The sequence below is a fragment of the Raoultella sp. genome (assembly GCF_039594335.1).
Taxonomy (GTDB): Bacteria; Pseudomonadota; Gammaproteobacteria; order Enterobacterales; family Enterobacteriaceae; genus Klebsiella.
In genome coordinates this window covers 45,664-68,964 of sequence record NZ_JBCNNS010000007.1, presented here as the reverse complement: position 1 = coordinate 68,964, position 23,301 = coordinate 45,664, and the positions used below count along the sequence as shown (strand labels likewise).

Genomic DNA, 23,301 nt, shown 5'->3' with positions numbered 1-23,301 from the left:
TATCCCCGCACTCTTTCAGCATGATGCGCGTGCGGTCGTATAACTCAGTTGAGCCCGCGTATCGGGGCTCCTGCCGCTGCCGTCCACTGGCAGGTTGAAATCCATGGGATTTATTATTCTACGGACCATCAGAAATCGACGTTGACGCCCAACTGCCAGGTCCGGCCCGGCATCGTCGCCAGCGCTTTATCGTAGGCATCCTGATTCGTCGACGTCTCAATATTGCGGCTGCTCAGATAATCCCAGTATTGCCGATCGGTAATATTGTAAACGCCGCCATTAAGCCGCACGTTTTTCGCCACCTGCCACCAGGCCGTCAGATCCAGCATGCCGTAGCCAGGTACACGCATATATTTGCTGGAGGCGTCGGTAATGGCGGAACCCGTGTTGGTATAGCTTTCACGGTTGGTGGTGTTGGCCTGCTTACCTTTCACGAAGGTGGCGGTCAGCGCAGTTCCGTAGCGTTTCGCCGGATCGTCCCAGGCCACGCCCACGATAGCCTTCATCGGTGCAACGCTGTCGAGGTCGATATACTTGTCACCGAGATAGCTGGATTTCGATTTCCCTTCACTATAGCCATAGGCCAGCGTCGCGCTCAGGCCGTTAACGTCGTCAAACCAGCTGCCGAAGTTGAATTTGGCGCTGATTTCGCCGCCGTAGATATAGGCTTTATCGCGGTTTTCCGCCTGATAAATTGTATAGATATTCGACGGGACGTTGGTGAAATGGTCCGGATTGCCGGAACGGGTGTAGCGGCTATAGGCGATGAAGTTCTTGTAGTTGTTGTAGAACAGCGCAGTGCGCATCGTGATCCCTTCGACCACTTCGCCTTTTAAACCCCATTCGAAGTTGTCGCTGGTTTCCGTGTTCAGATCGGTGTTACCAATCAGCGCATACTGCGCTCGTCCGGCGTAGTTGGATCCGAGGTTCCAGGAGCCGTACAACTGGCTGGCGTTCGGGAACTCGGCACCGCGTTTATACTGCAGGTAGGTCATGGTACGCGGCGTGATATCGTACTGGAACGTCAAGGATGGCAGCACCTGAGTATCGGCGTTTTTGCCATACAGACTGGCGACGGAGGACTCTGTCAACACGCGACTGGTGGTGGTCAGATCGCTGAGATTCTGCGGTTTGGTGGATTGATGCACCACGCGCACACCCGGGATCACGGCAACGTTGTGGCTGTCGAGATCGAAGTTGATCTTATCCTGAACGAAGCCGCCCAGGGTGTAGCCCCGGCTGTCGGCTTCCGGTTGCATGATTTCGCTGTCGACACTTGGGAGCGGTGACTGGCTGAACGGGCGCTGGGTTTTGGTGGTGCTGGCGTTGAGGCCGGCACTCAGGTCGTGGCGGCCAATGGATTTCGCCAGCGCAGTTTGCATGCCCCAGGTGTCGGTATCGTAGTTGGAGTTGACTGTTTCCATTGACCTGGCGGTGCTGTCCGGCATCCAGGTCCAGTCATGGGCCTCGGTGTGCTGGTAGTAGACTTTGGTCGACACGCTGTCGAGATAGTCATTCATTGGCGTCCAGTCGTCTTTCAGACTGATGCCCCAACGGCGAGTCTGACTGGTCTGATTGGCATCGCCAACGATGCTGTTACCTCTGCTATCCCAGCTGTCAAAATGGGTATGGTTGGTCTTATGGTAGTAGTCGAGTGTGCTGGTGAGTTTGTGGTCATCATTCGGCTGCCAGATGCCGGAGGCTATAAAGGCATCGGAGTGCCAGTTGGCCGGATAGGCGTCAGTTTTATCGCTGTTATTTGCGGTTTCCTGACCATCACGGCGGCTGTAGACGAAAATGCCGCGCAGGGTTTCATCTCCGCCAGCCACCGTCACGCCGTTATGCCAGCTGCGGTCGGCAGAGTCGTAGCCACTGCGGTAGCCGAAGGCGCTGGTTTTTCCCGGATGCAGATAGTCATCGGCGGATTTCGGCTGGAAGGAGACGCGGCCGCCGATAGAGGTGTTGGCGGTTTCAGTCGGGGTGGCCCCGGACTGAATATCGACGCTGCCGTACATATACGGGTCGATGTAATCGCGACCGATACCAAAGGTATTCAGACCGGCACGGCCGACGTAGCCGCGTCCGGTCGCATCCGGTTGCGCGATGCCGTCAACATCAATCCCGACGCGGTTGCTTTCCAGCCCGCGAATGTTATAACCGGTATAGCCGCCGCGGTCGAAGCCGCTTTTGCCGTTACCCGAGCCGCCGCTGGCGCCGGTCGCGCTGATAAGTGGTTCGTAACGCATGACGGAACCAAAATCTTTGGCCCCTTTGTCCTGCAGCTCCTGCGCGCTGACTGAATGTTCGCTGCCGGCTTTGAGCACGGGGGCGGGCGCCGTGACGGTCATCTGTTCGGAGGTATCCAATGATGTATCGCTGGTGGTGGTGTGTGCGGTGGTATCAGCTGCCCCGGCGGTCGTCTGATAGATTGCTGTAAGCAACGAAGTCACCAGCAGGCTTGTCTTAAACCAGGCCGGTGATTGAGTCGATTTATACATAGTAGCCACGCCTTGATAATTATTAGTATCGGCTCACGTGTTACTTCCAGATTTGCAGGCGAGTCCCGTTGCTTCCGTTAGCGGACTCTGTTTCTCCATGATTATTTATTGCGAATGGTAATGATAGGTATTATCGTTTGCAACAAAATAATCATTTATTCCTCATTTAATCTGCAATTTGTTTACAATCGGCCCTTTACATACCGCGAGAACATCATGAGTCACAAAGCCGCGATTACGATCAACTACTGCTCCCAATGTAACTGGATGCTGCGCGCCAGTTGGATGGCTCAGGAGCTGCTGCATACGTTCAGTACCGATATCGGCTCGGTCACGCTGGTTCCGGGCACCGGCGGCATCTTCACCATTACCGTCGACGACGTACAAATCTGGGACCGCAAGCAGGATGAGGGGTTCCCGGACGCGGCGGAACTCAAGCGCCGGGTACGTGATGTCTGCTTCCCGGAGAAGTCGCTGGGCCATGTTGATAAGCCTGCTGATCCGGTATAAGAGGCAGGGGAAAACGGCTGCGTCAGATGCCATAAAGGTGTATTATTTTTGCCTCTTTATTGAGGGAGAAGCGCAATGGCGGGTCAACGCATCGAGCGGGAAAAAAAGACTATCCGCAGCATGATTTTGCTCTATCAGCGCCGCTGTCCGGACGCGCAGGCCGATGTGGAACATTATCAGGCGCTGAATGCCTATGCCGATAAGCGGCTGGATACGTGCGTGTTTGGTGAAGAGAAGCCGGCCTGTAAGCAGTGCCCGGTCCACTGCTACCAGCCGGCAAAACGCGAAGAAATGAAGCAGATCATGCGTTGGGCGGGGCCGCGAATGCTCTGGCGTCACCCGATTCTGACGATTCGCCACCTGATTGATGACCGGCGACCCGTGCCAGAACTTCCGGAAAAATACCGACCCAAAAAGTCGCGGTGATTTCCCCGGCTAGCGCTGCGCTCAGGCGGGCTTCAACGCGTGCGGTCTGTCGTCGCCCGGGTAAGGCGTCAGCGGCGCTCCGGAGCCTCTGCGGACATCGCCTGAGTTTGATTGTCGCGAACCGACGTCCAGACAAATGTGATAATAAACAGCGCGGTAAACAACACGACGATGGTCGGCGCCGGGGCGCTATCAAGGTAAAACGATAACCATACGCCGCCCAGCGAACAGCTTACGGCAATCCCCACAGCCAGCAGCAGCGCGTGGATAAAACGCCGGGTCAGCAGCAGAGCAATGGCGCCGGGGGCAATCAACAGCGAAATTGACAGAATAATTCCCACCGCTTTGAGCGTTGCCACGATGGTCAGAGCAATCATGCACAGCAGTCCGTAGTGCAGCAGGCCACAGCGTAATCCGCTGGCCTTCGCCTGGTGCGGATCGAAGGCATGAAGTAGAAAATCGCGCCACTTTAGTCCGATAATCAGTGCAATCACTAGCGCAATCGCCGACGTTTGCCCAATATCGTTGGCGGAAATCCCCAGCATGTCGCCAAACAGAATATGGTCGAGATGGACTTCGGACTGAATGGCGACATACAGCACCAGCCCGGCGCCAAACATTCCGGAAAAGATAATACCCATAATGGTATCGCGTTTGATGCGGCTGTTATCGTCGAGATAGCCGGTCGCGATGGCGCAGAAGAGTCCGGCAACAAAGGCGCCAACGGCGAACGGAATGCCGATAATATAGGCCGCCACCACGCCGGGAAAGACCGCATGGCTCATGGCATCGCCCATCAACGCCCAGCCTTTCAGCACCAGAAAAACCGACAGCAGCGCGCAGGGAATGGCGACGATCGTTGCCACCAGCATGGCGTTGACCATAAACGAAAACTGCAACGGTTCGAGAAGCGTGGTCAGCAGCATGAGTCCTCCCTGGCGCGGCGGCGGTTGGCCAGCAGGCCGTGTTTTGGCGCAAAGACAAAGGTCATCAGAAAAAGCAAGGTTTGCGCCACGACGATAATGCCGCCGGTTGCACCATCCAGATAGTAGCTCAGCCAGGCGCCGAAAAAACTGGTCAGGCTGCCAATCGCGACGGCAATCGCCAGCAGGCGTGGGAAGCGGTCAGTCAGCAGCCAGGCGGTCGCTCCTGGTGTGACCACCAGACAAATCACCAGAAAGGCGCCCACTGTTTGCAATGCCGCCACGGTACAGGCGGCCAGCAGCGTGAAGAACAGCAGCTTCAGTCCGAGGGTGTTCAGACCAATGGAACGGGCGTGGTTCTCATCGAAAAAGGTCACCATCAGGTCTTTCCATTTCAGCAGCAGAAGCGCCATTGAAATTGAGCCGATGGCCGCCAGTTGAATAATATCTTCCGGGGCGATCGCCAGGATATTGCCGAGAATAATGGTCTGGATATTCACCGAGGTGGGGTTGAGCGACACCATAAACAACCCGATGCCGAAAAACGACGAAAAAATCAGACCGATAATGGCATCCTCTTTGAGCTTCGAACGCTGATTGAGAAACAGCATGCTACCCGCCGCCAGCCCTCCGGAGAGAAAGGCGCCGACGGCGAAGGGCAGGCCGAGCATATAAGCTCCCGCCACGCCGGGTACGATGGAGTGGGAGAGGGCATCGCCGATCAGCGACCAGCCTTTCAGCATCAGGTAGCAGGAGAGAAAGGCGCACACGCCGCCCACCAGCGCCGAGACCCACATCGCATTCAGCATATACTGATAGCCGAACGGCTCTGTCAGCCAGCTCATCCTTCACCCCCTGTCGCTCGACGGCTGATAAACGGCCGTTCATCGTCGGTGATAATCTGCTCTTCTCCGCCGCTGAGCACCACGTGGCGCAGCACGCCGCTGAAGGCGAGTTCGAGATTGGCAGCGGTAAAGGTCGTTGTCGTCGGACCGCTGGCCAGTACGGTACCTTTGACCATCACCGTGTAATCGCAAAACTCGCTGACCGAACCGAGATTGTGGGTCGAGACCAGTAGAGTGCAGCCGTCATCGCGCAACTCGCGCAGCAGGGCGATGATTTGGGTTTCGGTCTGGACGTCAACGCCGGTAAACGGCTCATCCAGCAGAATGACCTTGCCCTGCTGAGCGATGGCGCGGGCAAGAAACACCCGTTTTTTCTGCCCGCCGGACAGCTCGCCGATTTGCCGATGGCGATAGTCGCTCATCCCGACGCGGGCCAGCGCCGCATCAACAACTTCCCGGTCATGGACTGTCGCCCGCCGCAGCCAGCCCATATGCCCGTAGCGGCCCATCATGACGACATCCTCCACCAATACCGGAAAGGTCCAGTCAACGTCCTCTGATTGCGGGACATAGGCCACCAGGTTCTGGCGCAGCGCGCGATGAACCGGCTGGCCGAGTATGGCAATTTCGCCATGGGCCAGACCAACAAAGCCCATCAGCGCTTTAAACAGCGTCGATTTTCCTGAACCGTTGATACCCACCAGCGCGGCAATTGAGCCGCGCGGCACGCTGAAGGTGGCCGCGCGCAGCGCGGTGTGGCCGTTGCGATAGGTCACGCTGACCTGGTTGACCGAGAGGCCTGACATATCGGCGCTCATGGCTGTTTCCTCATCCCGTCATTGATGCCTTGAACGATGGTTTGCGTTGTGACGCGCAGCAGATCCAGATAGGTCGGAACCGGGCCATCGGCGGCGCTCAGGGAGTCAACATAAAGCACGCCGCCATAGTGGGCGCCGGCTTCCCGCGCCACCTGGCGCGCCGGTTTATCTGAAATGGTGCTTTCGCTAAAGAGAGTCGGGATATGCTCTTTTTTCATGATATCGATGGTTTTACGCACCTGCTGCGGCGTGCCCTGCTGGTCGGCATTGATTGGCCACAGATAGCGCTCCTTCAGCCCATTATCGCGGGCCAGGTAGGAAAACGCGCCTTCACTGGTGACCAGCCAACGTTTTTCTTGCGGCAGTTTCGCCAGCTCCGCTTGCAACGGCGCCATGGTCTGGCGGATTTTCTCTTTATACACGGCGGCATTCTGACGATAGGTCTCCGCATTATCAGGATCGTATTTGATCAGCGCATTGCGGATATTATCGACGTAGATCAGTGCGTTATCCGCCGACATCCACGCGTGGGGGTTGGGCTTGCCGTTATAGGGGCCTTCGCTGATCCCCATTGGCTGAATGCCCTCGCTGACGACCACTTCCGGGACCCCGTTAAGATGCTGATAAAAGCGGGCGAACCACAGTTCGAGGTTCAGGCCGTTGCTGAGGATCAGCTGTGCCCCCTGGGCGCGTTTAATATCACCGGGCGTCGGTTGATATTCGTGGATCTCGGCGCCGGGTTTGGTAATCGAGCTGACCTGGGCCGCCTCTCCGGCGACGTTTTGCGCCATATCGGCAATCACGGTAAACGTGGTAATCACTTTGAATTTTTCACGGGCCTGAGCCGGGGCGAGCGCCAGCAGGCCGAGCATAGCGGTAAAGATCAGGTGCTTCAGAGGCGGCAGGTGCAGCATAGGATCCCTCTCATTGATGTGGTTAATTAATCATCTGTTATAGCCATTGCTATGTTATATAGCACAGGCTATTTACAAATGAAAATGATTATTATTTGTATGTTGGGGTAAGCAGAAAATGGCAAGGAGCTACAAAGAACGCCGTTTGGTATGAGATGGCGTTTGATTACGGATTACGCGCGAATAGCGATGAGAATGGCAGAGGCTGTGCTCAGTGCAATCACCCGGCTGCCGTCGACCAGTTTCATCTCTTCCGGACTTTCATTGGTGACAGGGCGACGATATCGAAGCCCGCGTCGGTTTTGATGTGCGCCGTCGCGTTAACCGCCCCAACAGTGAAGTGGGTGACGCTACCGGCAAACGGGTTGCGCGCGGAGCATTTCAGGCCGCCATCCTCGTTGGCCAACACGACCCACGATGCTTTAATCTACGAATCTGCGCGATGGCTTCTTTACCGGCGACCAGACCCCGCGCCTCCTTGCTACTGCGAGTAACGATCGCCACCCGTTTTGCGCCGCCAGCGAGGGGCAATCCACTGGATCGTTGACCGTGCCGGTCAATGGGTTACCTGCTGATACCGCCATAAAATCGCCTTGTGCAGCTGATTAAGTGACTAGCGGACTTATACCAGCTCATCCTTATTAATGCCCAGGCGTTTCATGCGCGAAAGCAGCGTTGTACGTTTTAACCCCAGCCGCTGCGCCGCCCCTTTCGGCCCGGCAACCACGCCGTTGCTCTCTTTCAGCACCCGGACGATCAGCTGATATTCATCCTCGCCCTCTTGCGCAAGCACCTCCGCCGCCATCGTCTCCTCTTCAATATTCATCTCTGGCAGCGACAGTTGCAGCACGCTACCGCGCGTTAACAGCACCGCGCGTTCAATCACGTTTTCCAGCTCACGAACGTTGCCCGGCCACTCCATGTGGCTCAGTGTCCGCAGGGTTTCTGCCGGAATGCTGTCGATGTTACGCCCGAGGCGGCGGGCAATTTTAAAGGTGAACGCTTTGACCAACAGCGGGATATCGTCCGGACGCTCACGCAGCGGCGGCAGGTGGATCGGAAAGACATTCAGACGATAGTAGAGATCGCTGCGGAATTCGCGATCGGCGACCATCTGCCTGAGATCGCGGTTAGTGGCGGCGATCAGCCGGACATCAGTGCGGATCAGCTTGTTACTGCCGAGGCGTTCAAACTCCTGTTCCTGCAGAACCCGCAGTAGCTTCGGCTGAAGTTCCAGCGGCATGTCGCCCACTTCATCGAGAAATAATGAGCTTTTATCCGCCAGTTCGAAACGGCCGATACGCTGGGCGCTGGCTCCGGTAAACGCGCCGCGCTCATGGCCGAAGAGATCGCTTTCCAGCAGCCCGGCGGGCATCGCGGCGCAGTTCATCTTCACCATTCGCCGTGCGTTACGGCCGCTGAGATTATGAATAGCACGGGCAATCAGCTCTTTGCCGGTGCCGGTTTCGCCGAGGATCAGAACGGTACTGTCGCTTTGGGCGACCATCTCGACCTGTTTGAGTACGTTGTGCATGGCTTCGCTGCGGCCAATAATTTCGCCAAACTCGCTCTCGACATTATTCAGCTGTTCGGTGAGCGCCAGATTTTCATCCACCAGCCGTTCTTTCAATCGCTGAATTTCGCGGTAAGCGAGGGCATTATCGATGGCGATCGACACGCGCTCGGCAATTTGCCGCAGCAGCTTGAGGTTGGTGGTGGTGAATACCTTTTCATCGCACTGCGCCAGCTTCAGCACGCCCAGCAGTGTATTGCCGGACATCAGCGGCAGCAGGCACAGCGTTTGAATCTGGTTGCCCCACATCTCAAAAAGCATTTTTTCGTACGGCGCCAGCGAGTCGTGCTCATGTAAATTGAGCAGTAGCATCTCTTTGCTTTTGAACACCCGTTCGGTCAGCGTACCGGCTTCATTCACCTCGCTCTGATCGTGCACCGGATGGCTGGCGTCGAGATAATGGGTCGAGTAGATATTCAGTTTGCCCTTGCGGTTGCTGCGCAGCACCACGCTGATCGCGTCAATGCGGAAATAGTGGTGAATCTCTTTGGCCACTTCGCTGACCAGCTCATCGATATCCAGACGGGAGAGCACGGCGTTAGTGATAGCAACCAAAATGCGAAAGTTGTCGCGCTCGTGGCACAACAGATCATAATCGACGTTGTTGCTGACCCGGCTCTGGATCTGCTCGGTCACCACGGCAACCAACTGAGTAAACGTATGCAGCCGATGGAACTCTTTCTCGGTCCACGCGCGGGCGTCGTGGCGGATAAACTCGCATCCGCCAAAGATGCGACCTTCCGCCGCCAGCGGCAGCAGGCCGTAATAGCCAAACGGTGGATAGAGTCCGCTACTGGCCAACTGTGGCCAGGCCTCGACAAAGGTCGCATTGTCACAGTGCAGCGCATCGGGACGCGACAGCAGGCGACGTACTGGCCCATGCGCCAGTACGGTCTCATCTTCATAGCTGACCGGCAGGCCCGCTTCGTCGCAGGCGTACCTTGCCGCGCGATGGTTTCCGGCGTTCCACAGAATAATCGCCGCACGATCCGCCAGCGCAGATTGCTGAACCAGACGGGTCAGTGTTTCACTCAGCGCCGCCAGGTCAGGCTGCTGTAATAAAATACGGGTGATATCGAACAGCCCTTGCTGCCCGAAATCGCCCAATGGTGTATACGACATTGCTTAAGTCCAAAACGCACCCGCAAAGCGGCGCGTAAGAAAGTGGTGACACAAATAATAGTATGTTAATGAAGCGGTTGCCGCCGCCGTTCGCCCATCCGTGGTTGCCCGCGGATTTGGGTCGGATAATGATGCTGAAAGTCTGATTCTTTTCTGGTTCTTTTCCCGGCTCGCGCTGCGCTTATCCGGGCTACAGGTTCTGCAGGTTCTGCGCTTAGCCGGACTACAGCTCCGTGCGTAGCCGGTAGCCCGGATAAGGCGTTAGCCGCAATCCGGGGATCCTACCCCCGTTAACAAATTCGCGGCAGCGGCTCGGCGTGGGGAAGGTCCAGCGTACGCTTCACGCCGTACAGGCCAATCGTGCGCACCCCGCTACGCTCGACTACGTCGCCGATAATCGCGGCGTGGCGGCCAAACGGATGGCTTTGAAGCTGCGCCAGCGCGGCCTCAGCCGCTTCCCGGGCGACGGCAATCACCAGTTTGCCTTCATTGGCGAAGTTAAGCGCGTCCAGGCCTAACAGCTCGCACACCCCGCGCACGGTCTCGTTCACCGGCAGCTTCTGTTCATGCAGTTCAATGCCGCAGCCGCTGGCGGCGGCAAATTCATGGGCCACGGCGTTCACTCCGCCGCGGGTTGCATCGCGCAGCGCTTTAATGCCGGGAATGGCGCGCAGCGTCTGAATTAAAGGCGTCAGCACCGCGCAATCGCTGGACAGCGCGCCGTCCAGCCCCAGCTGTTCGCGGAGGTTGAGAATGGTGGCGCCGTGGTCGCCCAGCGTACCACTGGCCAGTAGCACGTCGCCGGGAGCGATCTGCTGCGCGCCCCAGCGAATATCCGTCGGAATGGCGCCGATCCCGGCGGTATTGATAAACAGCTTATCCGCTGCACCACGTGGGACGACTTTGGTATCGCCGGTGACGATGGCGATCTCAGCGGCCTGCGCGGTACGGGCCATGCTGTTGACCACGCGTTCCAGCGTGGCCATCTCCAGCCCCTCTTCGAGGATAAACCCGCAGGAAAGATAGCGCGGCAGGGCGCCGCTGACTGCCACGTCGTTGGCGGTGCCACATACTGCCAGCTTGCCGATGTCGCCACCGGGGAAAAACAGCGGATCGATAACGTAGCTGTCGGTGGAGAAGGCGAGACGATCGCCCTGAGCGGTAAGCTGTGCCAGATCGAGACGCGCCTGATCTTCCTGCTCTGCCAGCCACGGGTTGGCGAAAGCCTGCATAAACAGGGAGGCGATCAGCTGTTGCATCGCCTGACCTCCGCTACCGTGAGCTAACTGGACGCTTTTCATACTTCATTTTCCTGACTACGATATTGATACCAGGCGGCGCAAGCGCCTTCTGATGAGACCATCAGCGCGCCAAACGCGCTTTGCGGGTTACAGACTTGCCCGAACAGCGGGCACTGATGCGGCTTACAGCGGCCGGTCAGCACATCGCCACAGCGGGCCCGCGGATCGTCGCAGACGCGCTGCGGCGCCGGCTGAAAATGGGCTTCAGCGTCAAAGCGCTGATAGGCGGGCGTCAGGCGCACGCCGGAGTTGTTAATGACCCCCAGCCCGCGCCATTCGCTATCGCCGGACAGGCAGAAAACGTCAGCAATCGCCGCTTGTGCCAGCGGGTTGCCTTCATCAGGTACCACGCGGCGGTACTGATTTTCGACCTGACTGCGTTGCGCTATTGTCTGCTCAACCAGCATCACCGCGCCTTGCAGTAGATCAAGAGGTTCGAAACCAGCGACCACTAAAGGACGCCGGTAGTCGCTGGCGATAAATCCGTAGGCCTCGGTGCCGATAACCATACTGACATGGCCCGGGGCAAGAAAGGCATCGATACTGTTATCAGGCTGGTCGAGCAGGCTGCGCAGGGTCGGGAGCAGGGTGATGTGCTGACAAAAAAAGAAAAAGTTATCCACGTCGCGCTCGCGGGCCTGACGCAGCGTCAGCGCGGTAGCGGGCATGGTGGTTTCAAAACCGAGGCCGAAGAAGGCTACCTCCCGTTGCGGGTTCTGCTGCGCCAGCTTCAGCGCATCCATCGGTGAATAGACGATACGCACATCGGCGCCGCGGGATTTCGCCAGTAGCAGAGAGCCGTTTTGGCCGGGCACGCGCATGGCGTCGCCGAAGGTGCAGAAAATCACCCCCGGGCGGCTGGCGATATCGATACAGGTGTCGATACGCCCCATTGGCAGGACGCAGACCGGGCAGCCGGGGCCATGAATAAATTCAATATTCTCCGGCAGCAACTGATCGAGACCGAATTTAAAGATGGCGTGCGTATGGCCGCCGCACACTTCCATAATGCGCAGCGGATGCCCGGCGGTATGAGGCAGCAGATGCGCACGCGCCCGAAGATGCTCAACCAGCTGCATCACCTGCTCCGGCGCGCGATATTCATCAACAAAACGCATTATCGCTCCTCGCCGTACAGCAGCGCGCCCACGTCCGGCTCGACTTCAAACATGTTTTGCAGCGCTTCAAGGGTATCGCGGGCTTCCGCTTCATTAATGATGCTCATGGCGAAGCCCACGTGGACCAGTACCCACTGGCCGAGTCGCGGTTGCCCCTGCCCGTCAACGCTTCCTACCAGCGTCAGATCGACTTCGCGCTGGATGCCGCACACTTCGACCTTCGCCAGGTTGCCGTCGATGGCGCAGATCTGCCCCGGAATGCCTATGCACATGTCTGCGCCTCCAGCCAACTGAGCCACTTATCCATGCCTTCGCCGTTGGTGGCAGACAGCATAATGATCTCAATATGCGGATTGACCTCCCGCGCGTAGGCAAGGCACTTCGCCACATCAAAGTTGAGGTACGGCAACAGGTCGATTTTATTCAACAGCATCAGGCTGGCGGCGGCGAACATATGCGGATACTTCAGCGGTTTATCTTCGCCTTCTGTGACCGACAGCACCGCCACCTTGTGACGTTCGCCGAGGTCGAAACTCGCCGGACACACCAGGTTACCGACGTTTTCAATAAACAGAATGCCATTATCCGCCAGCGGCAGACGCGGGGCGGCATCGGCAATCATCTGCGCATCAAGGTGGCAGCCCTTCCCGGTGTTGACCTGAATGGCTGGCGTGCCGGTGGCGCGAATGCGTGCCGCATCATTGACCGTCTGTTGGTCGCCTTCAATGACCGCGCAGGCGGTTTTTCCTTTCAGACGCAGCAAGGTTTCACTCAGCAGCGTGGTTTTGCCGGATCCCGGGCTGGAGACCAGGTTCAGCACCAACTGGCCGCGCGCGGCAAAGCGCGCACGGTTGCGGGCCGCCAGACGATTGTTCTTATCCAGCACGTCGACTTCGACTGCCAGCATCCTGCGCTGGCTTTGACCCGGCGCATGGGTGCCCGCTTCGCCGTGGCCGTAGTGCAGGTCGCCGCTCTCTGAGCGGGTGGGGGAGAAGCTATCGGTTTTGACGCCGGTAATTGTCATGGTCTGGCGCGGGGCTGGCGCGAAGGGGGCGCTGCGAAACGCCGAGTGGGGGTTATGCTCATCACCTTCGATATAAAGGTTGCCTTCCCCACAGCCGCAAGTGGTACACATAGTTTTACTCCTGATCTATCCCGTCATTCTTCGCGTGTCTCTTTACTGGCTGGCTGCCATCAGACACTCAAATTAAGCGTGGATCACTTCTATTCGCTGAATCTGTAAGCCGTCGTCCGCCACAATCTGCAGCGTGTCGCTCTGGCACTGCGGGCAGCGCCGCACATGCTGCGAGATGAGATGCACGTACTGCTGGCAGGATTCACACCAGCATTCGGCCTGTTGCTCGGCAATATGCAGTTCACAGCCTTCCGCCAGCGTGCCGCGGCACACCAGTTCAAAACAGAAGGTCAATGCGCTGGCTTCCACGCAGGAAAATGCGCCGACTTTCAGCCACACGCCGGTAACCCGATGTGCGCCGGCCTGCTGCGCCTGCTGTTCAATAATTTCCAGCGCCCGCTGGCTAAGAGTGATTTCGTGCATGGTCGCCTCCGTATCGCGATGGGCCATGTATGCAATAACGAGGCCAGGTCATAGCTGCTGTCGGATGAACTGTCGATGACGACAGCTGACGGATGTCATCGACATGTCAGTACGGCGCGAATTTTTATTAAAATCATTAAATATCAACTAATTAAAATTTGGCATAAAAAGTGCTAGTTACGGTGCATCTCATGCAACCGAGGACACCGAGATGACTATTTGGGAAATAAGTGAAAAGGCGGACTACATCGCCGACCGTCACCGTCGCTATCAGGATCAGTGGCGTCAGTACTGCAATTCGCTGGTTCAGGGCATCACCCTGTCAAAAGCGCGTTTGCATCATGCGATGAGCTGTGCGCCGGATAAAGAGCTGTGCTTCGTCCTGTTTGAACATTTTCAGGTGTATGTCGCGCTGGCGGAAGGGTTCAACAACCACACCATCGAGTACTACGTCGAAACACGAAATGGTGATGATAAACGATTGATTGCTAAAGCAACGCTGGCATCCGATGGCACTGTTGACGACCGGTTCAGCAACCGTTCGCGCGAACAGGTGCTGGAACATTACCTGGCCATTATTGCCAGCGTCTATGACCGTCTGTATGACGCCATGGAACATGACCAGCCGGTGGATTTAAGCCATCTGGCGCTGGCCCATTAATCGTAAGGTGTCGACAGGTGTCGAAAATGACATCTGAACTCCCTGATTTCGTCAAAAATGACTTTCACCCGAGGATTGCCCGGTGAACCGTTTTGTAATTGCTGACTCCACTGTCTGTATCGGCTGCCGCACCTGCGAAGCCGCCTGCTCAGAGACGCATCGGCAGTACGGCCTGCAGGCCATGCCGCGACTGCAGGTCATGCGTAATGAAAAAGAATCGGCGCCGCAAATGTGCCACCACTGCGAAGATGCCCCCTGCGCCGCCGTGTGTCCGGTTAATGCGATCAATCGCGTCGATGGCGCGGTGCAACTGAATGAAAGCCTGTGCGTAAGCTGCAAGCTGTGCGGTATTGCCTGCCCGTTCGGGGCGATTGAATTTTCCGGCAGCCGTCCGCTCGATATTCCGGCCAACGCCAATACCCCTATGGCGCCCGCTGCGCCACCGGCGCCAGCTCGCGTCAGTTCGTTGCTCGACTGGGTGCCCGGCGTGCGCGCTATCGCCGTGAAATGTGATCTGTGCCATTTCGATGAGCAGGGACCCGCCTGCGTGCGCACCTGTCCGACGAAAGCACTGTTGCTGGTGGATATCCGCGATATCGCCCAGGCCAGCAAGCGCAAGCGTGAGCTGACCTTTAATACCGACCTTGGCGATATGTCGCTGTTTCAGTCGCAACAGGAGGGCGTGAAATGAGCGTGATTTCTTTAGTGAACCAGGCGGTGCTGTGGTATGCCGCCAGCGGCGTGCTGGCATTTATCTTTAGCCCGAGAAAACCGTTAAGCGGGGCGATTGCCGGGATCGGCGGCGCACTGGCCAGCGCAATGCTGATCGTCGCTGCTATCGCGACGCTGATAACCCCGGGACAGATAAGCGGCGGAATGTTGCACACGCTCTCTTTACCGGTTAGGGTCAACGGCATCAATGCACTATGGCTGCTCGCTATCGGCCTCAGCGCACTGCCCATCGCCCTGTTCAATATTGCCTGGCACCGCCATCCGCAGGTGAAAGCCAACGGTCTGCTGGTGAACCTGCTGCTGGCTTCGGCAACCTGTGCCGTGGTAGTGACCAACCTCGGTACGTTGGTGGTCATGGCGGAGATGATGGCCCTGTGCGGGGCATTTCTGACCGGCTGTGCGCAATCGGCAAAACTGTGGTTTGCGTTGGGACGTCTGGGAACGCTGCTGATGGCGTGGAGCTGCTGGCTGGTATGGTCGTTCTACGGCACCCTCGACCTGGCGCAGATTGGCTTGCTCGCTGCCCCCGGTCCGCAAAATATGCTGCTGTGGCTACCGGCGTTGGTCGGTTTCGCGCTGCTGGCGGGCGTTATCCCGCTGCACGGCTGGGCGCCGCAGGCGCACGCCGGTGCCAGCGCGCCGGCCGCCGCGCTGTTCTCAACGGTGGTGATGAAAGTGGGGCTGTTTGGCATGCTGACGGTCTCGCTTGCCGGTAACGCGCCGCCGCTGTGGTGGGGCATCTTGCTGCTGGTCGTGGGGATGATTACCGCATTTATCGGCGGACTGTATGCCCTGATGGAACACAATATTCAGCGCCTGCTGGCTTATCACACCCTGGAAAATATCGGCATTATTCTGTTGGGGCTTGGCACCTTCGTCACCGGCCTGGCGCTCAACAGCAATAGCCTGATGGCGCTGGGCTTCATCGGTGGAATGTACCACCTGATCAATCACAGTTTATTCAAAACGACGCTGTTCCTTGGCGCCGGTGCCGTGTGGTTCCGTACCGGCCACCGTGATATCGAAAAACTGGGCGGGATAGGGAAAAGAATGCCGCTGATTTCACTGGCTATGCTGGTCGGCCTGATGGCGATGGCTGCGCTGCCGCCGCTTAACGGTTTTGCTGGCGAGTGGGTTATCTACCAGTCCTTCTTCAAACTGAGCACCAGCGACGCCTTTATCGGCCGTCTGCTTGGGCCGCTGCTGGCCGTTGGCCTGGCGATGACCGGCGCGCTGGCGGTGATGTGTATGGCGAAAGTCTACGGTGTGACCTTCCTCGGCGCCCCGCGGACGCCAGAAGCGGAGAACGCCACCCGCGCCCCGGGACTGATGACGGTCAGCGTGGTACTCGCCGCGCTCTGCTGCGTGGCGGGCGGGGTCGCCGCGCCATGGTTGTTGACCCTGGTCATCGGGGTTTTACCGGTTCAGGTGCAGATCTCAAGCGTGGTGTCGCAGCCGCTGATCGCCATTCTGCTGCTGGCCTGTCCGCTGCTGCCGTTCCTGCTGATGCTCTTCTTTAAAGGCGATCGGCTACCGGCCCGCTCCCGCGGTGCAGCATGGGTTTGCGGCTATGATCATGAAAAATCGATGGTTATCACCGCTCACGGTTTTGCCATGCCGGTTAAAGAGGCCTTTGCGCCGCTGCTGAAATTGCGTCACTGGTTGAATCCGGTGCGTCTGATTCCCGGCTGGCAGTGCGCCTCGGCGCCAGCGCTGTTCCGCGGTGTGGCCCTGGTAGAGCTGGCGGCGTTGGTGGTTATTGTCATTTCGCGAGGAGCCTGATAATGAGCGTTTTAATTGCACTATTGCAGGCGCTGGTACTGTTTGCCGCCGCGCCGCTGTTGTCCGGGATCACCCGCGTGGCTCGCGCGCGCCTGCACAACCGTCGCGGACCGGGAGTGCTGCAGGAGTACCGGGATATTCTGAAACTGCTGGGTCGCCAGAGCGTCGGCCCGGACGCCTCCGGCTGGGTATTCCGCCTGACGCCGTATGTGATGGTGGGTGTCATGCTGACCATTGCCAGCGCGCTGCCGGTAGTCACCGTCGATTCGCCGATGGCAGGGCTGGGCGACCTGATCACGCTGATTTATCTCTTTGCTATCGCCCGCTTCTTCTTTGCTATCGCCGGTCTGGACACCGGCAGTCCCTTTACCGCACTGGGCAGCAGCCGCGAAGCGATGCTTGGCGTGCTGGTGGAGCCGATTTTGCTGCTTGGCCTGTGGGTGACGGCGCAGGTCGCCGGTTCCACCCATATCAGCAGCATCACCGATACCATTTATCACTGGCCCGCAGCCCACTCGCTACCGCTGGTCCTGGCACTGTGCGCCTGTGCGTTTGCCACCTTTATCGAAATGGGCAAGCTGCCGTTCGACCTGGCGGAAGCGGAGCAGGAACTGCAAGAAGGGCCGCTGACCGAATACAGCGGCAGCGGATTTGCGGTACTGAAATGGGGCATCAGCCTTAAGCAACTGGTGGTGCTGCAGATGTTCGTCGGCGTCTTTATTCCGTGGGGAGAGATGACCCGTTTTAGCCTCGGTGGCCTGCTGCTGGCGCTGGTTGCCGCCATTGTCAAACTGGTGGTCGGCGTGCTGATTATCGCGCTGTTTGAAAACAGCATGGCGCGTCTGCGTTTTTGTGCCACTTCCCGCGTGACCTGGGCCGGTTTTGGCTTTGCGTTTTTAGCTTTCGTCTCCTTGCTGGCGGCGTGATTAAGAGAGTTTGAACATGTCTGAAGAAAAAATCGGTCAACACTATCTTGCTGCGCTACATCAGGCCTTCCCGGGCGTGGTGCTGGACGAGGCCTGGCAGACCAAAGACCAGTTGACGGTCACGGTGAAGGTTAACTATCTGTCGGAAGTGGTCGAGTTCCTGTACTACCAGCAGGGAGGCTGGCTGTCGGTGCTGTTCGGCAACGACGAACGTAAGCTGAATGGCCACTATGCCGTGTATTACGTGCTGTCGATGGAGCAGGGGACCCGGTGCTGGGTAACCGTGCGCGTCGAAGTGGATGCCGACAAACCGGAATATCCGTCGGTGACGCCGCGCGTGCCTGCCGCCGTCTGGGGCGAGCGTGAAGTGCGTGATATGTACGGTCTGATCCCGGTGGGGCTACCGGATGAGCGCCGCCTGGTGCTGCCGGACGACTGGCCGGATGAACTCTATCCGCTGCGTAAAGACAGCATGGATTATCGTCAGCGCCCGGCGCCGACCACCGATGCGGAGACCTACGAGTTTATCAACGAGCTGGGCAGTAAGAAAAACAACGTGGTGCCGATTGGCCCGCTGCATGTCACTTCCGATGAACCCGGCCATTTCCGCCTGTTCGTTGACGGCGAGAATATTATCGACGCCGATTACCGACTGTTCTATGTCCACCGTGGTATGGAAAAGCTGGCGGAAACCCGCATGGGTTATAACGAAGTGACCTTCCTGTCGGACAGGGTGTGCGGTATCTGCGGCTTCGCCCACAGTACGGCCTATACCACCTCCGTTGAGAATGCGATGGGCATCGTGGTACCGGAACGCGCGCAGATGATCCGCGCCATTCTGCTGGAGGTGGAACGCCTGCACTCGCATTTGCTGAACCTCGGCCTTGCCTGCCATTTCACCGGTTTTGACTCCGGGTTTATGCAGTTCTTCCGCGTGCGTGAGACGTCAATGAAGATGGCGGAGATTCTCACCGGGGCGCGTAAAACCTACGGTATGAATCTGATTGGCGGCATCCGTCGCGATCTGTTGAAAGAGGACATGATCCAGACCAGAACGCTGGCGCAGCAGATGCGCCGCGATGTGCAGGAGCTGGTGGATATGCTGCTCAGCACGCCGAATATGGAACAGCGTACCGTTGGTATCGGTCGTCTTGACCCGCAAATCGCCCGCGACTTCAGCAACGTCGGTCCGATGGTCCGCGCCAGCGGCCACGCTCGCGACACCCGTGCCGACCACCCGTTTGTCGGTTACGGTCTGCTGCCGATGACGGTTCACAGCGAACAGGGCTGCGACGTTATTTCGCGCCTGAAGGTGCGTATCAACGAGGTGTATACCGCGCTGAATATGATTGACTTTGGCCTCGATAACCTGCCGGGCGGCCCGCTGGCGGTGGAAGGTTTCGCCTATATTCCGCACCGCTTTGCGCTGGGCTTCTCGGAGGCGCCGCGCGGGGATGATATCCACTGGAGCATGACCGGTGACAACCAGAAACTGTACCGCTGGCGCTGCCGTGCGGCCACCTACGCCAACTGGCCGACTCTGCGCTATATGCTGCGCGGCAACACCGTGTCCGACGCGCCGCTGATTATCGGCAGCCTCGATCCTTGTTACTCCTGTACGGACCGCATGACCGTGGTCGATGTACGGAAGAAAAAAAGCAAAGTGGTGCCGTACAAAGAGCTGGAGCGCTACAGCATCGAGCGTAAAAACTCGCCGCTGAAATAAGGAATCGCTATGTTTACCTTTATCAAAAAAGTGATCAAAACCGGCACCGCGACGCACGCCTACCCGCTGGAGCCGATGCCGGTAGATAAAAACTTTCGCGGCAAACCGGAACATACGCCGCAGCAGTGTATCGGCTGCGCGGCCTGTGTGAACGCCTGCCCGTCGAACGCGCTGACGGTGGAGACGGACCTGGTGACACGCGAGCTTGCCTGGCAGTTCGACCTCGGGCGCTGCATCTTCTGCGGTCGCTGCGAAGAGGTGTGCCCGACAGCGGCCATCAAGCTATCGCAGGCGTATGAGCTGGCGGTGTGGAAGAAAGAGGATTTCCTCCAGCAGTCGCGTTTTGCCATCTGCCACTGCCGGGTGTGCGAACGCCCGTTCGCCGTACAAAAAGAGATCGACTACGCTATCGCGCTGCTCGGGCACAACGGCGATACTCGCGCCGAGCTGCATCGTGAAAGCTTTGAGACCTGCCCGGAGTGTAAACGCCAGAAGTGCCTGGTGCCGTCCGACCGTATTGAACTGACTCGCCATATGAGAGAGGCCAGCTGATGAGCAATTTACTGGGCCCGCGCGATGAAAACGGCATCCCGGTGCCGATGACGGTGGAGGAATCCATCGCCAGCATGAAGGCATCGCTGCTGAAGAAAATTAAGCGTTCCGCCTATGTTTATCGCGTGGACTGCGGCGGTTGCAACGGCTGCGAAATTGAGATTTTCGCCACCCTGTCGCCGCTGTTTGATGCCGAGCGCTTTGGGATCAAAGTGGTTCCTTCGCCGCGCCATGCCGATATTCTGCTGTTTACCGGGGCGGTGACGCGTGCCATGCGTTCGCCAGCGCTGCGTGCCTGGCAGTCGGCGCCGGATCCGAAAATCTGCATCTCCTACGGCGCCTGCGGCAACAGCGGCGGTATTTTCCACGACCTTTACTGCGTGTGGGGCGGAACCGACAAAATTGTCCCGGTGGACGTCTATATTCCGGGCTGCCCGCCGACTCCTGCCGCCACGCTATACGGCTTTGCGATGGCGCTGGGTCTGCTGGAACAGAAGATTCACGCCCGTCTACCGAGCGAGCAGGATGATAAAGCGGCGGAAATTCTCCACCCCGGCATGGTGCAGCCGCTGCGTGTGCGGATCGACCGCGAAGCGCGTCGCCTGGCGGGTTACCGCTATGGGCGTCAGATTGCCGATGACTATATGCGCCTGCTGGCGCAGGGGGATAGCCAGGTGGTGCGCTGGCTGGAGGCGGAAAAAGATCCGCGTCTGACCGAGATCGTCACCCACCTGAACCAGGTGGTCGAAGGGGCGCGTATCCGATGAGTGAGATGGTGGTGTTCAGTCAACTGAGCCGTAAATTTATTGATGAGAATGACGCCACACCGGCCCCGGCGCAGCAGGTGGTCTATTACAGCCTGGCGATTGGCCACCACCTCGGGGTCATCGACTGCCTGGAGGCGGCGCTGAGCTGCCCGTGGGAAAATTATCTGGCGTGGATTGCCACTCTCGAAGAGGGCAGTATCGCGCGGCGTAAAATGGAAGGTGTGCCGAAGTACGGCGAGATAGTGATCGACAGCAATCATGTCGCGATGCTTGCCAACGCCTTCGATAAAGCGCAGGCCCGGCAGACCCCCGAACAGCAGGTGTGGAGCAAAACCATGCTTAACATGCTGCATGATATTCACCAGGAAAGCGCCATCTACCTGATGGTGAGGAGACTCCGTGACTGACGTTTTACTCTGTGTCGGCAATAGCCTGATGGGTGACGACGGTGCAGGCCCGCTGCTGGCTGAGATGTGCGCCGCCAAACCGGTCGGCGAATGGGTTGTTATTGACGGCGGCAGCGCCCCGGAAAATGACATCGTCGCCATTCGCGAACTGCGTCCTGAGCGCCTGCTGATCGTTGATGCCACCGATATGGGGCTCAACCCCGGCGAAATTCGTATGGTCGACCCGGATGATATCGCCGAAATGTCGATGATGACCACCCACAATATGCCGCTCAATTATCTGATCGATCAGTTGCAAGAGGATGTTGGTGAAGTGATTTTTCTCGGGATTCAGCCGGATATCGTCGGCTTTTATTACCCGATGACCCAGCAGATTAAGGATGCGGTCGAAGCGGTGTATAACAAGCTTAACGGCTGGCAGGGGACGGGCGGATTTGCGCCGCTGGAGGCGGCCGAAGAGTCCGCATTCCCCGGCTTGCGCTGACGCTTAGCCGGGCGACAAGACTACAAGCTGCACGACTCGTAGCCCTGCTAAGCATCGCACCAGCAGGGAAAACCGCCGGGCTGTGGCTTGCGCCGTACCGGGCTACAAGCTACCCGGGCCTACGGTTGCTGACGCTTAGCCGGGCGACAAGACTACAAGCCGCGCGATTCGTAGCCCTGCTAAGCATCGCGCCGCCCGGCAATACACACTCTACTCGAGGTCTTCGCCGTTGCTGGCAATTACCTTCTTGTACCACCAGAAGGACTTTTTACGTTTGCGCGCCAGCGTGCCGTTGCCGGCATCGTCGCGATCAACGTACACAAAGCCATAGCGTTTGCTCATCTCGCCGGTTGAGGCAGAAACCAGATCGATACACCCCCAGCTGGTGTAGCCCATCACCGGGATCCCGTCCTCAATCGCATCGCGCATCGCTTTGATATGCTCGCGCAAATAACTGATGCGGTAGTCATCATGAATCTCGCCATTGGGGTCGATCTCATCCCGGGCGCCGAGGCCGTTTTCCACCAGGAACAGCGGCTTCTGATAGCGGTCATACATCATATTCATGGTGATGCGCAGACCGAGCGGGTCAATCCCCCAGCCCCATTCACTGACCTGAATATGCGGGTTCTTCAGTGATTTTACGATATTGGCGGCGTTGGTGTTATGCGCATTCATCTCCGCTGACGCGCAGCGCGAGGCGTAATAGCTGAAAGAGACAAAATCAACGGTATGCTTGAGAATCTCGTCATCGCCCGGCTCCCTGGCAATCACCACCCCTTTTTCACGGAATACCCGCGCAGCCCATACCGGGTAGGCGCCGCGCGCCTGAACATCAATAAAGAACAGGTTCTCCCGGTCTTTTTCCAGCGCCATCCACACATCTTCCGGCTTACAGGAGTATGGATAAAAATTACCGCCCGCCAGCATACAGCCAACCTGATTGTGCGGGTTGACTTCGTGGGCGATTTGAGTCGCCAGCGCGCTGGCCACCAGCTCGTGGTGAGCCGCCTGGTATTTCACCTGCTCCTGGTTCTCTCCCTCTTCAAACACCAACCCGGCGCCGGAGTAGGGGCTATGGAGCATGATGTTGATTTCGTTGAAGGTCAGCCAGTACTTCACCAGTCCGTCGAAGGCTTCAAAGCAGGTACGGGCGTAGCGGGTAAAGAACTCCACCATTTTACGATTGCGCCATGAACCGTATTCCATCACCAGGTGCATCGGCACATCGAAGTGGCAGAGGGTCACCAGCGGCTCAATCCCGTATTTTTTGCACTCCTCGAACAGCGAGCGATAAAAGGCGATCCCTTCTTGATTTGGCTCGAGTTCATCGCCGTTGGGATACAGGCGACTCCAGGCAATTGAAGTGCGGAAGACGCTAAAGCCCATCTCCGCCATCAGGGCGATATCTTCTTTATAGCGATGATAAAAATCGATGGCCTCGTGGCTCGGGTAAAATTCATCATCACGCAGCTGAAAACGCTTTTCCAGCCCGAGCTTTACCGGCATGCGGTTCGCGCCGTGGGGAAGTGTATCCACGGTGGTCAGCCCTTTGCCGCCCTCGAGATACCCCCCTTCAGACTGGTTTGCGGCCAGCGCGCCGCCCCATAAAAAGCCGTGTGGAAAAGTCGACATGCGTTACCTCGTTTTCAAAAAAT

General features: G+C 58.0%; 23 protein-coding genes and 1 pseudogene. 11 read left to right on the top strand and 13 right to left on the bottom strand.

Going from position 1 to position 23,301, the window contains the following annotated elements; translation table 11 throughout:
• Nucleotides 1-128: 128 nt before the first annotated feature.
• On the bottom strand, nucleotides 129-2,498 hold the full coding sequence (locus tag ACZAHD_RS02355) for a TonB-dependent receptor domain-containing protein (RefSeq protein WP_462455356.1): 2,370 nt from the start codon (nucleotides 2,496-2,498) through the stop codon (nucleotides 129-131).
• Nucleotides 2,499-2,714: 216 nt separating this feature from the next.
• On the opposite strand from ACZAHD_RS02355, the gene ACZAHD_RS02350 reads away from it, so the two are divergent.
• Entirely contained in the window at nucleotides 2,715-3,008 is a 294-nt protein-coding gene (locus ACZAHD_RS02350) for an Rdx family protein (RefSeq protein ID WP_462455355.1), read from the top strand.
• Between the two features lie 75 nt (nucleotides 3,009-3,083).
• Entirely contained in the window at nucleotides 3,084-3,434 is a 351-nt protein-coding gene (locus tag ACZAHD_RS02345) for a nitrous oxide-stimulated promoter family protein (protein ID WP_462455354.1), read from the top strand.
• A gap of 68 nt (nucleotides 3,435-3,502) precedes the next feature.
• Here ACZAHD_RS02345 and ACZAHD_RS02340 read toward each other — a convergent pair whose 3' ends face one another.
• The 11 genes and pseudogenes from ACZAHD_RS02340 to hypA form a co-directional block, all read right to left on the bottom strand.
• Nucleotides 3,503-4,360: a metal ABC transporter permease gene (locus ACZAHD_RS02340; RefSeq protein WP_462455353.1), complete on the bottom strand. Its 858-nt coding sequence runs from the start codon at nucleotides 4,358-4,360 to the stop codon at nucleotides 3,503-3,505.
• Entirely contained in the window at nucleotides 4,351-5,202 is an 852-nt protein-coding gene (gene sitC / locus ACZAHD_RS02335) for an iron/manganese ABC transporter permease subunit SitC (protein ID WP_462455352.1), read from the bottom strand. Before sitC ends, ACZAHD_RS02340 begins: the two co-directional genes overlap by 10 nt.
• Nucleotides 5,199-6,020, bottom strand: coding sequence for a manganese/iron ABC transporter ATP-binding protein (locus ACZAHD_RS02330; protein WP_462455351.1), 822 nt, complete (start codon nucleotides 6,018-6,020; stop codon nucleotides 5,199-5,201). The genes sitC and ACZAHD_RS02330 overlap by 4 nt, the downstream gene beginning before the upstream one ends.
• Entirely contained in the window at nucleotides 6,017-6,934 is a 918-nt protein-coding gene (locus ACZAHD_RS02325) for a metal ABC transporter substrate-binding protein (protein WP_462455350.1), read from the bottom strand. The genes ACZAHD_RS02330 and ACZAHD_RS02325 overlap by 4 nt, the downstream gene beginning before the upstream one ends.
• 173 nt (nucleotides 6,935-7,107) lie before the next feature.
• Nucleotides 7,108-7,518, bottom strand: a pseudogene (locus ACZAHD_RS02320) (TOBE domain-containing protein).
• A gap of 38 nt (nucleotides 7,519-7,556) precedes the next feature.
• On the bottom strand, nucleotides 7,557-9,629 hold the full coding sequence (flhA, locus tag ACZAHD_RS02315) for a formate hydrogenlyase transcriptional activator FlhA (protein WP_462455349.1): 2,073 nt from the start codon (nucleotides 9,627-9,629) through the stop codon (nucleotides 7,557-7,559).
• A 290-nt stretch (nucleotides 9,630-9,919) separates the two neighbouring features.
• Entirely contained in the window at nucleotides 9,920-10,930 is a 1,011-nt protein-coding gene (gene hypE / locus ACZAHD_RS02310) for a hydrogenase expression/formation protein HypE (protein ID WP_462455348.1), read from the bottom strand.
• Entirely contained in the window at nucleotides 10,927-12,048 is a 1,122-nt protein-coding gene (hypD, locus tag ACZAHD_RS02305) for a hydrogenase formation protein HypD (RefSeq protein WP_462455347.1), read from the bottom strand. Before hypD ends, hypE begins: the two co-directional genes overlap by 4 nt.
• A complete protein-coding gene (locus ACZAHD_RS02300; RefSeq protein ID WP_462455346.1) occupies nucleotides 12,048-12,320 on the bottom strand; it encodes a HypC/HybG/HupF family hydrogenase formation chaperone in 273 nt (90 codons plus the stop codon). Before ACZAHD_RS02300 ends, hypD begins: the two co-directional genes overlap by 1 nt.
• A complete protein-coding gene (hypB, locus tag ACZAHD_RS02295) occupies nucleotides 12,311-13,183 on the bottom strand; it encodes a hydrogenase nickel incorporation protein HypB (protein WP_462455345.1) in 873 nt (290 codons plus the stop codon). The genes ACZAHD_RS02300 and hypB overlap by 10 nt, the downstream gene beginning before the upstream one ends.
• Nucleotides 13,184-13,255: 72 nt before the next feature.
• Nucleotides 13,256-13,606, bottom strand: coding sequence for a hydrogenase maturation nickel metallochaperone HypA (hypA, locus tag ACZAHD_RS02290; protein WP_462455344.1), 351 nt, complete (start codon nucleotides 13,604-13,606; stop codon nucleotides 13,256-13,258).
• 211 nt (nucleotides 13,607-13,817) lie between these two features.
• On the opposite strand from hypA, the gene hycA reads away from it, so the two are divergent.
• From hycA to hycI, 9 genes are all read left to right on the top strand, one after another.
• Nucleotides 13,818-14,267, top strand: a complete 450-nt coding sequence (gene hycA / locus ACZAHD_RS02285; RefSeq protein ID WP_462455343.1) for a formate hydrogenlyase regulator HycA — start codon at nucleotides 13,818-13,820, stop codon at nucleotides 14,265-14,267.
• An 82-nt stretch (nucleotides 14,268-14,349) separates the two neighbouring features.
• Entirely contained in the window at nucleotides 14,350-14,958 is a 609-nt protein-coding gene (locus tag ACZAHD_RS02280) for a 4Fe-4S dicluster domain-containing protein (protein ID WP_462455342.1), read from the top strand.
• Complete coding sequence (gene hycC / locus ACZAHD_RS02275; RefSeq protein WP_462455341.1) at nucleotides 14,955-16,781, top strand: formate hydrogenlyase subunit 3; 1,827 nt, start codon at nucleotides 14,955-14,957, stop codon at nucleotides 16,779-16,781. Before ACZAHD_RS02280 ends, hycC begins: the two co-directional genes overlap by 4 nt.
• A gap of 2 nt (nucleotides 16,782-16,783) precedes the next feature.
• Nucleotides 16,784-17,707 (top strand): respiratory chain complex I subunit 1 family protein, encoded by a 924-nt coding sequence (locus ACZAHD_RS02270; protein WP_462455340.1) that lies wholly within the window; start codon nucleotides 16,784-16,786, stop codon nucleotides 17,705-17,707.
• A 16-nt stretch (nucleotides 17,708-17,723) separates the two neighbouring features.
• The gene (hycE, locus tag ACZAHD_RS02265; RefSeq protein ID WP_462455339.1) at nucleotides 17,724-19,433 is read left to right on the top strand and encodes a formate hydrogenlyase subunit HycE; all 1,710 of its coding nucleotides are present in this window, start codon (nucleotides 17,724-17,726) and stop codon (nucleotides 19,431-19,433) included.
• A gap of 9 nt (nucleotides 19,434-19,442) precedes the next feature.
• Entirely contained in the window at nucleotides 19,443-19,985 is a 543-nt protein-coding gene (locus ACZAHD_RS02260; protein ID WP_462455338.1) for a formate hydrogenlyase complex iron-sulfur subunit, read from the top strand.
• Nucleotides 19,985-20,752 carry an NADH-quinone oxidoreductase subunit B family protein gene (locus tag ACZAHD_RS02255; RefSeq protein WP_462455337.1) on the top strand — a complete coding sequence of 256 codons (768 nt, stop codon included), beginning with the start codon at nucleotides 19,985-19,987 and terminating at the stop codon, nucleotides 20,750-20,752. Before ACZAHD_RS02260 ends, ACZAHD_RS02255 begins: the two co-directional genes overlap by 1 nt.
• On the top strand, nucleotides 20,749-21,159 hold the full coding sequence (locus ACZAHD_RS02250; protein ID WP_462455336.1) for a formate hydrogenlyase maturation HycH family protein: 411 nt from the start codon (nucleotides 20,749-20,751) through the stop codon (nucleotides 21,157-21,159). The genes ACZAHD_RS02255 and ACZAHD_RS02250 overlap by 4 nt, the downstream gene beginning before the upstream one ends.
• Nucleotides 21,152-21,643, top strand: coding sequence for a hydrogenase maturation peptidase HycI (gene hycI, locus ACZAHD_RS02245; RefSeq protein ID WP_462455335.1), 492 nt, complete (start codon nucleotides 21,152-21,154; stop codon nucleotides 21,641-21,643). Before ACZAHD_RS02250 ends, hycI begins: the two co-directional genes overlap by 8 nt.
• 210 nt (nucleotides 21,644-21,853) lie before the next feature.
• On the opposite strand, the gene ACZAHD_RS02240 is transcribed toward hycI, so the two are convergent.
• On the bottom strand, nucleotides 21,854-23,278 hold the full coding sequence (locus tag ACZAHD_RS02240; protein WP_462455334.1) for a 6-phospho-beta-glucosidase: 1,425 nt from the start codon (nucleotides 23,276-23,278) through the stop codon (nucleotides 21,854-21,856).
• Nucleotides 23,279-23,301 lie beyond the last annotated feature (23 nt).

Excerpts from the sequence above, each read along its gene's own strand:
- ACZAHD_RS02355 (WP_462455356.1), bottom strand. The coding sequence starts at position 2,498 with ATGTATAAATCGACTCAATCACCGGCCTGGTTTAAGACAAGCCTGCTG.
- ACZAHD_RS02350 (WP_462455355.1), top strand. The coding sequence starts at position 2,715 with ATGAGTCACAAAGCCGCGATTACGATCAACTACTGCTCCCAATGTAAC.
- ACZAHD_RS02345 (WP_462455354.1), top strand. The coding sequence starts at position 3,084 with ATGGCGGGTCAACGCATCGAGCGGGAAAAAAAGACTATCCGCAGCATG.
- ACZAHD_RS02340 (WP_462455353.1), bottom strand. The coding sequence starts at position 4,360 with ATGCTGCTGACCACGCTTCTCGAACCGTTGCAGTTTTCGTTTATGGTC.
- sitC (WP_462455352.1), bottom strand. The coding sequence starts at position 5,202 with ATGAGCTGGCTGACAGAGCCGTTCGGCTATCAGTATATGCTGAATGCG.
- ACZAHD_RS02330 (WP_462455351.1), bottom strand. The coding sequence starts at position 6,020 with ATGAGCGCCGATATGTCAGGCCTCTCGGTCAACCAGGTCAGCGTGACC.
- ACZAHD_RS02325 (WP_462455350.1), bottom strand. The coding sequence starts at position 6,934 with ATGCTGCACCTGCCGCCTCTGAAGCACCTGATCTTTACCGCTATGCTC.
- flhA (WP_462455349.1), bottom strand. The coding sequence starts at position 9,629 with ATGTCGTATACACCATTGGGCGATTTCGGGCAGCAAGGGCTGTTCGAT.
- hypE (WP_462455348.1), bottom strand. The coding sequence starts at position 10,930 with ATGAAAAGCGTCCAGTTAGCTCACGGTAGCGGAGGTCAGGCGATGCAA.
- hypD (WP_462455347.1), bottom strand. The coding sequence starts at position 12,048 with ATGCGTTTTGTTGATGAATATCGCGCGCCGGAGCAGGTGATGCAGCTG.
- ACZAHD_RS02300 (WP_462455346.1), bottom strand. The coding sequence starts at position 12,320 with ATGTGCATAGGCATTCCGGGGCAGATCTGCGCCATCGACGGCAACCTG.
- hypB (WP_462455345.1), bottom strand. The coding sequence starts at position 13,183 with ATGTGTACCACTTGCGGCTGTGGGGAAGGCAACCTTTATATCGAAGGT.
- hypA (WP_462455344.1), bottom strand. The coding sequence starts at position 13,606 with ATGCACGAAATCACTCTTAGCCAGCGGGCGCTGGAAATTATTGAACAG.
- hycA (WP_462455343.1), top strand. The coding sequence starts at position 13,818 with ATGACTATTTGGGAAATAAGTGAAAAGGCGGACTACATCGCCGACCGT.
- hycC (WP_462455341.1), top strand. The coding sequence starts at position 14,955 with ATGAGCGTGATTTCTTTAGTGAACCAGGCGGTGCTGTGGTATGCCGCC.
- ACZAHD_RS02270 (WP_462455340.1), top strand. The coding sequence starts at position 16,784 with ATGAGCGTTTTAATTGCACTATTGCAGGCGCTGGTACTGTTTGCCGCC.
- hycE (WP_462455339.1), top strand. The coding sequence starts at position 17,724 with ATGTCTGAAGAAAAAATCGGTCAACACTATCTTGCTGCGCTACATCAG.
- ACZAHD_RS02260 (WP_462455338.1), top strand. The coding sequence starts at position 19,443 with ATGTTTACCTTTATCAAAAAAGTGATCAAAACCGGCACCGCGACGCAC.
- ACZAHD_RS02255 (WP_462455337.1), top strand. The coding sequence starts at position 19,985 with ATGAGCAATTTACTGGGCCCGCGCGATGAAAACGGCATCCCGGTGCCG.
- ACZAHD_RS02250 (WP_462455336.1), top strand. The coding sequence starts at position 20,749 with ATGAGTGAGATGGTGGTGTTCAGTCAACTGAGCCGTAAATTTATTGAT.
- ACZAHD_RS02240 (WP_462455334.1), bottom strand. The coding sequence starts at position 23,278 with ATGTCGACTTTTCCACACGGCTTTTTATGGGGCGGCGCGCTGGCCGCA.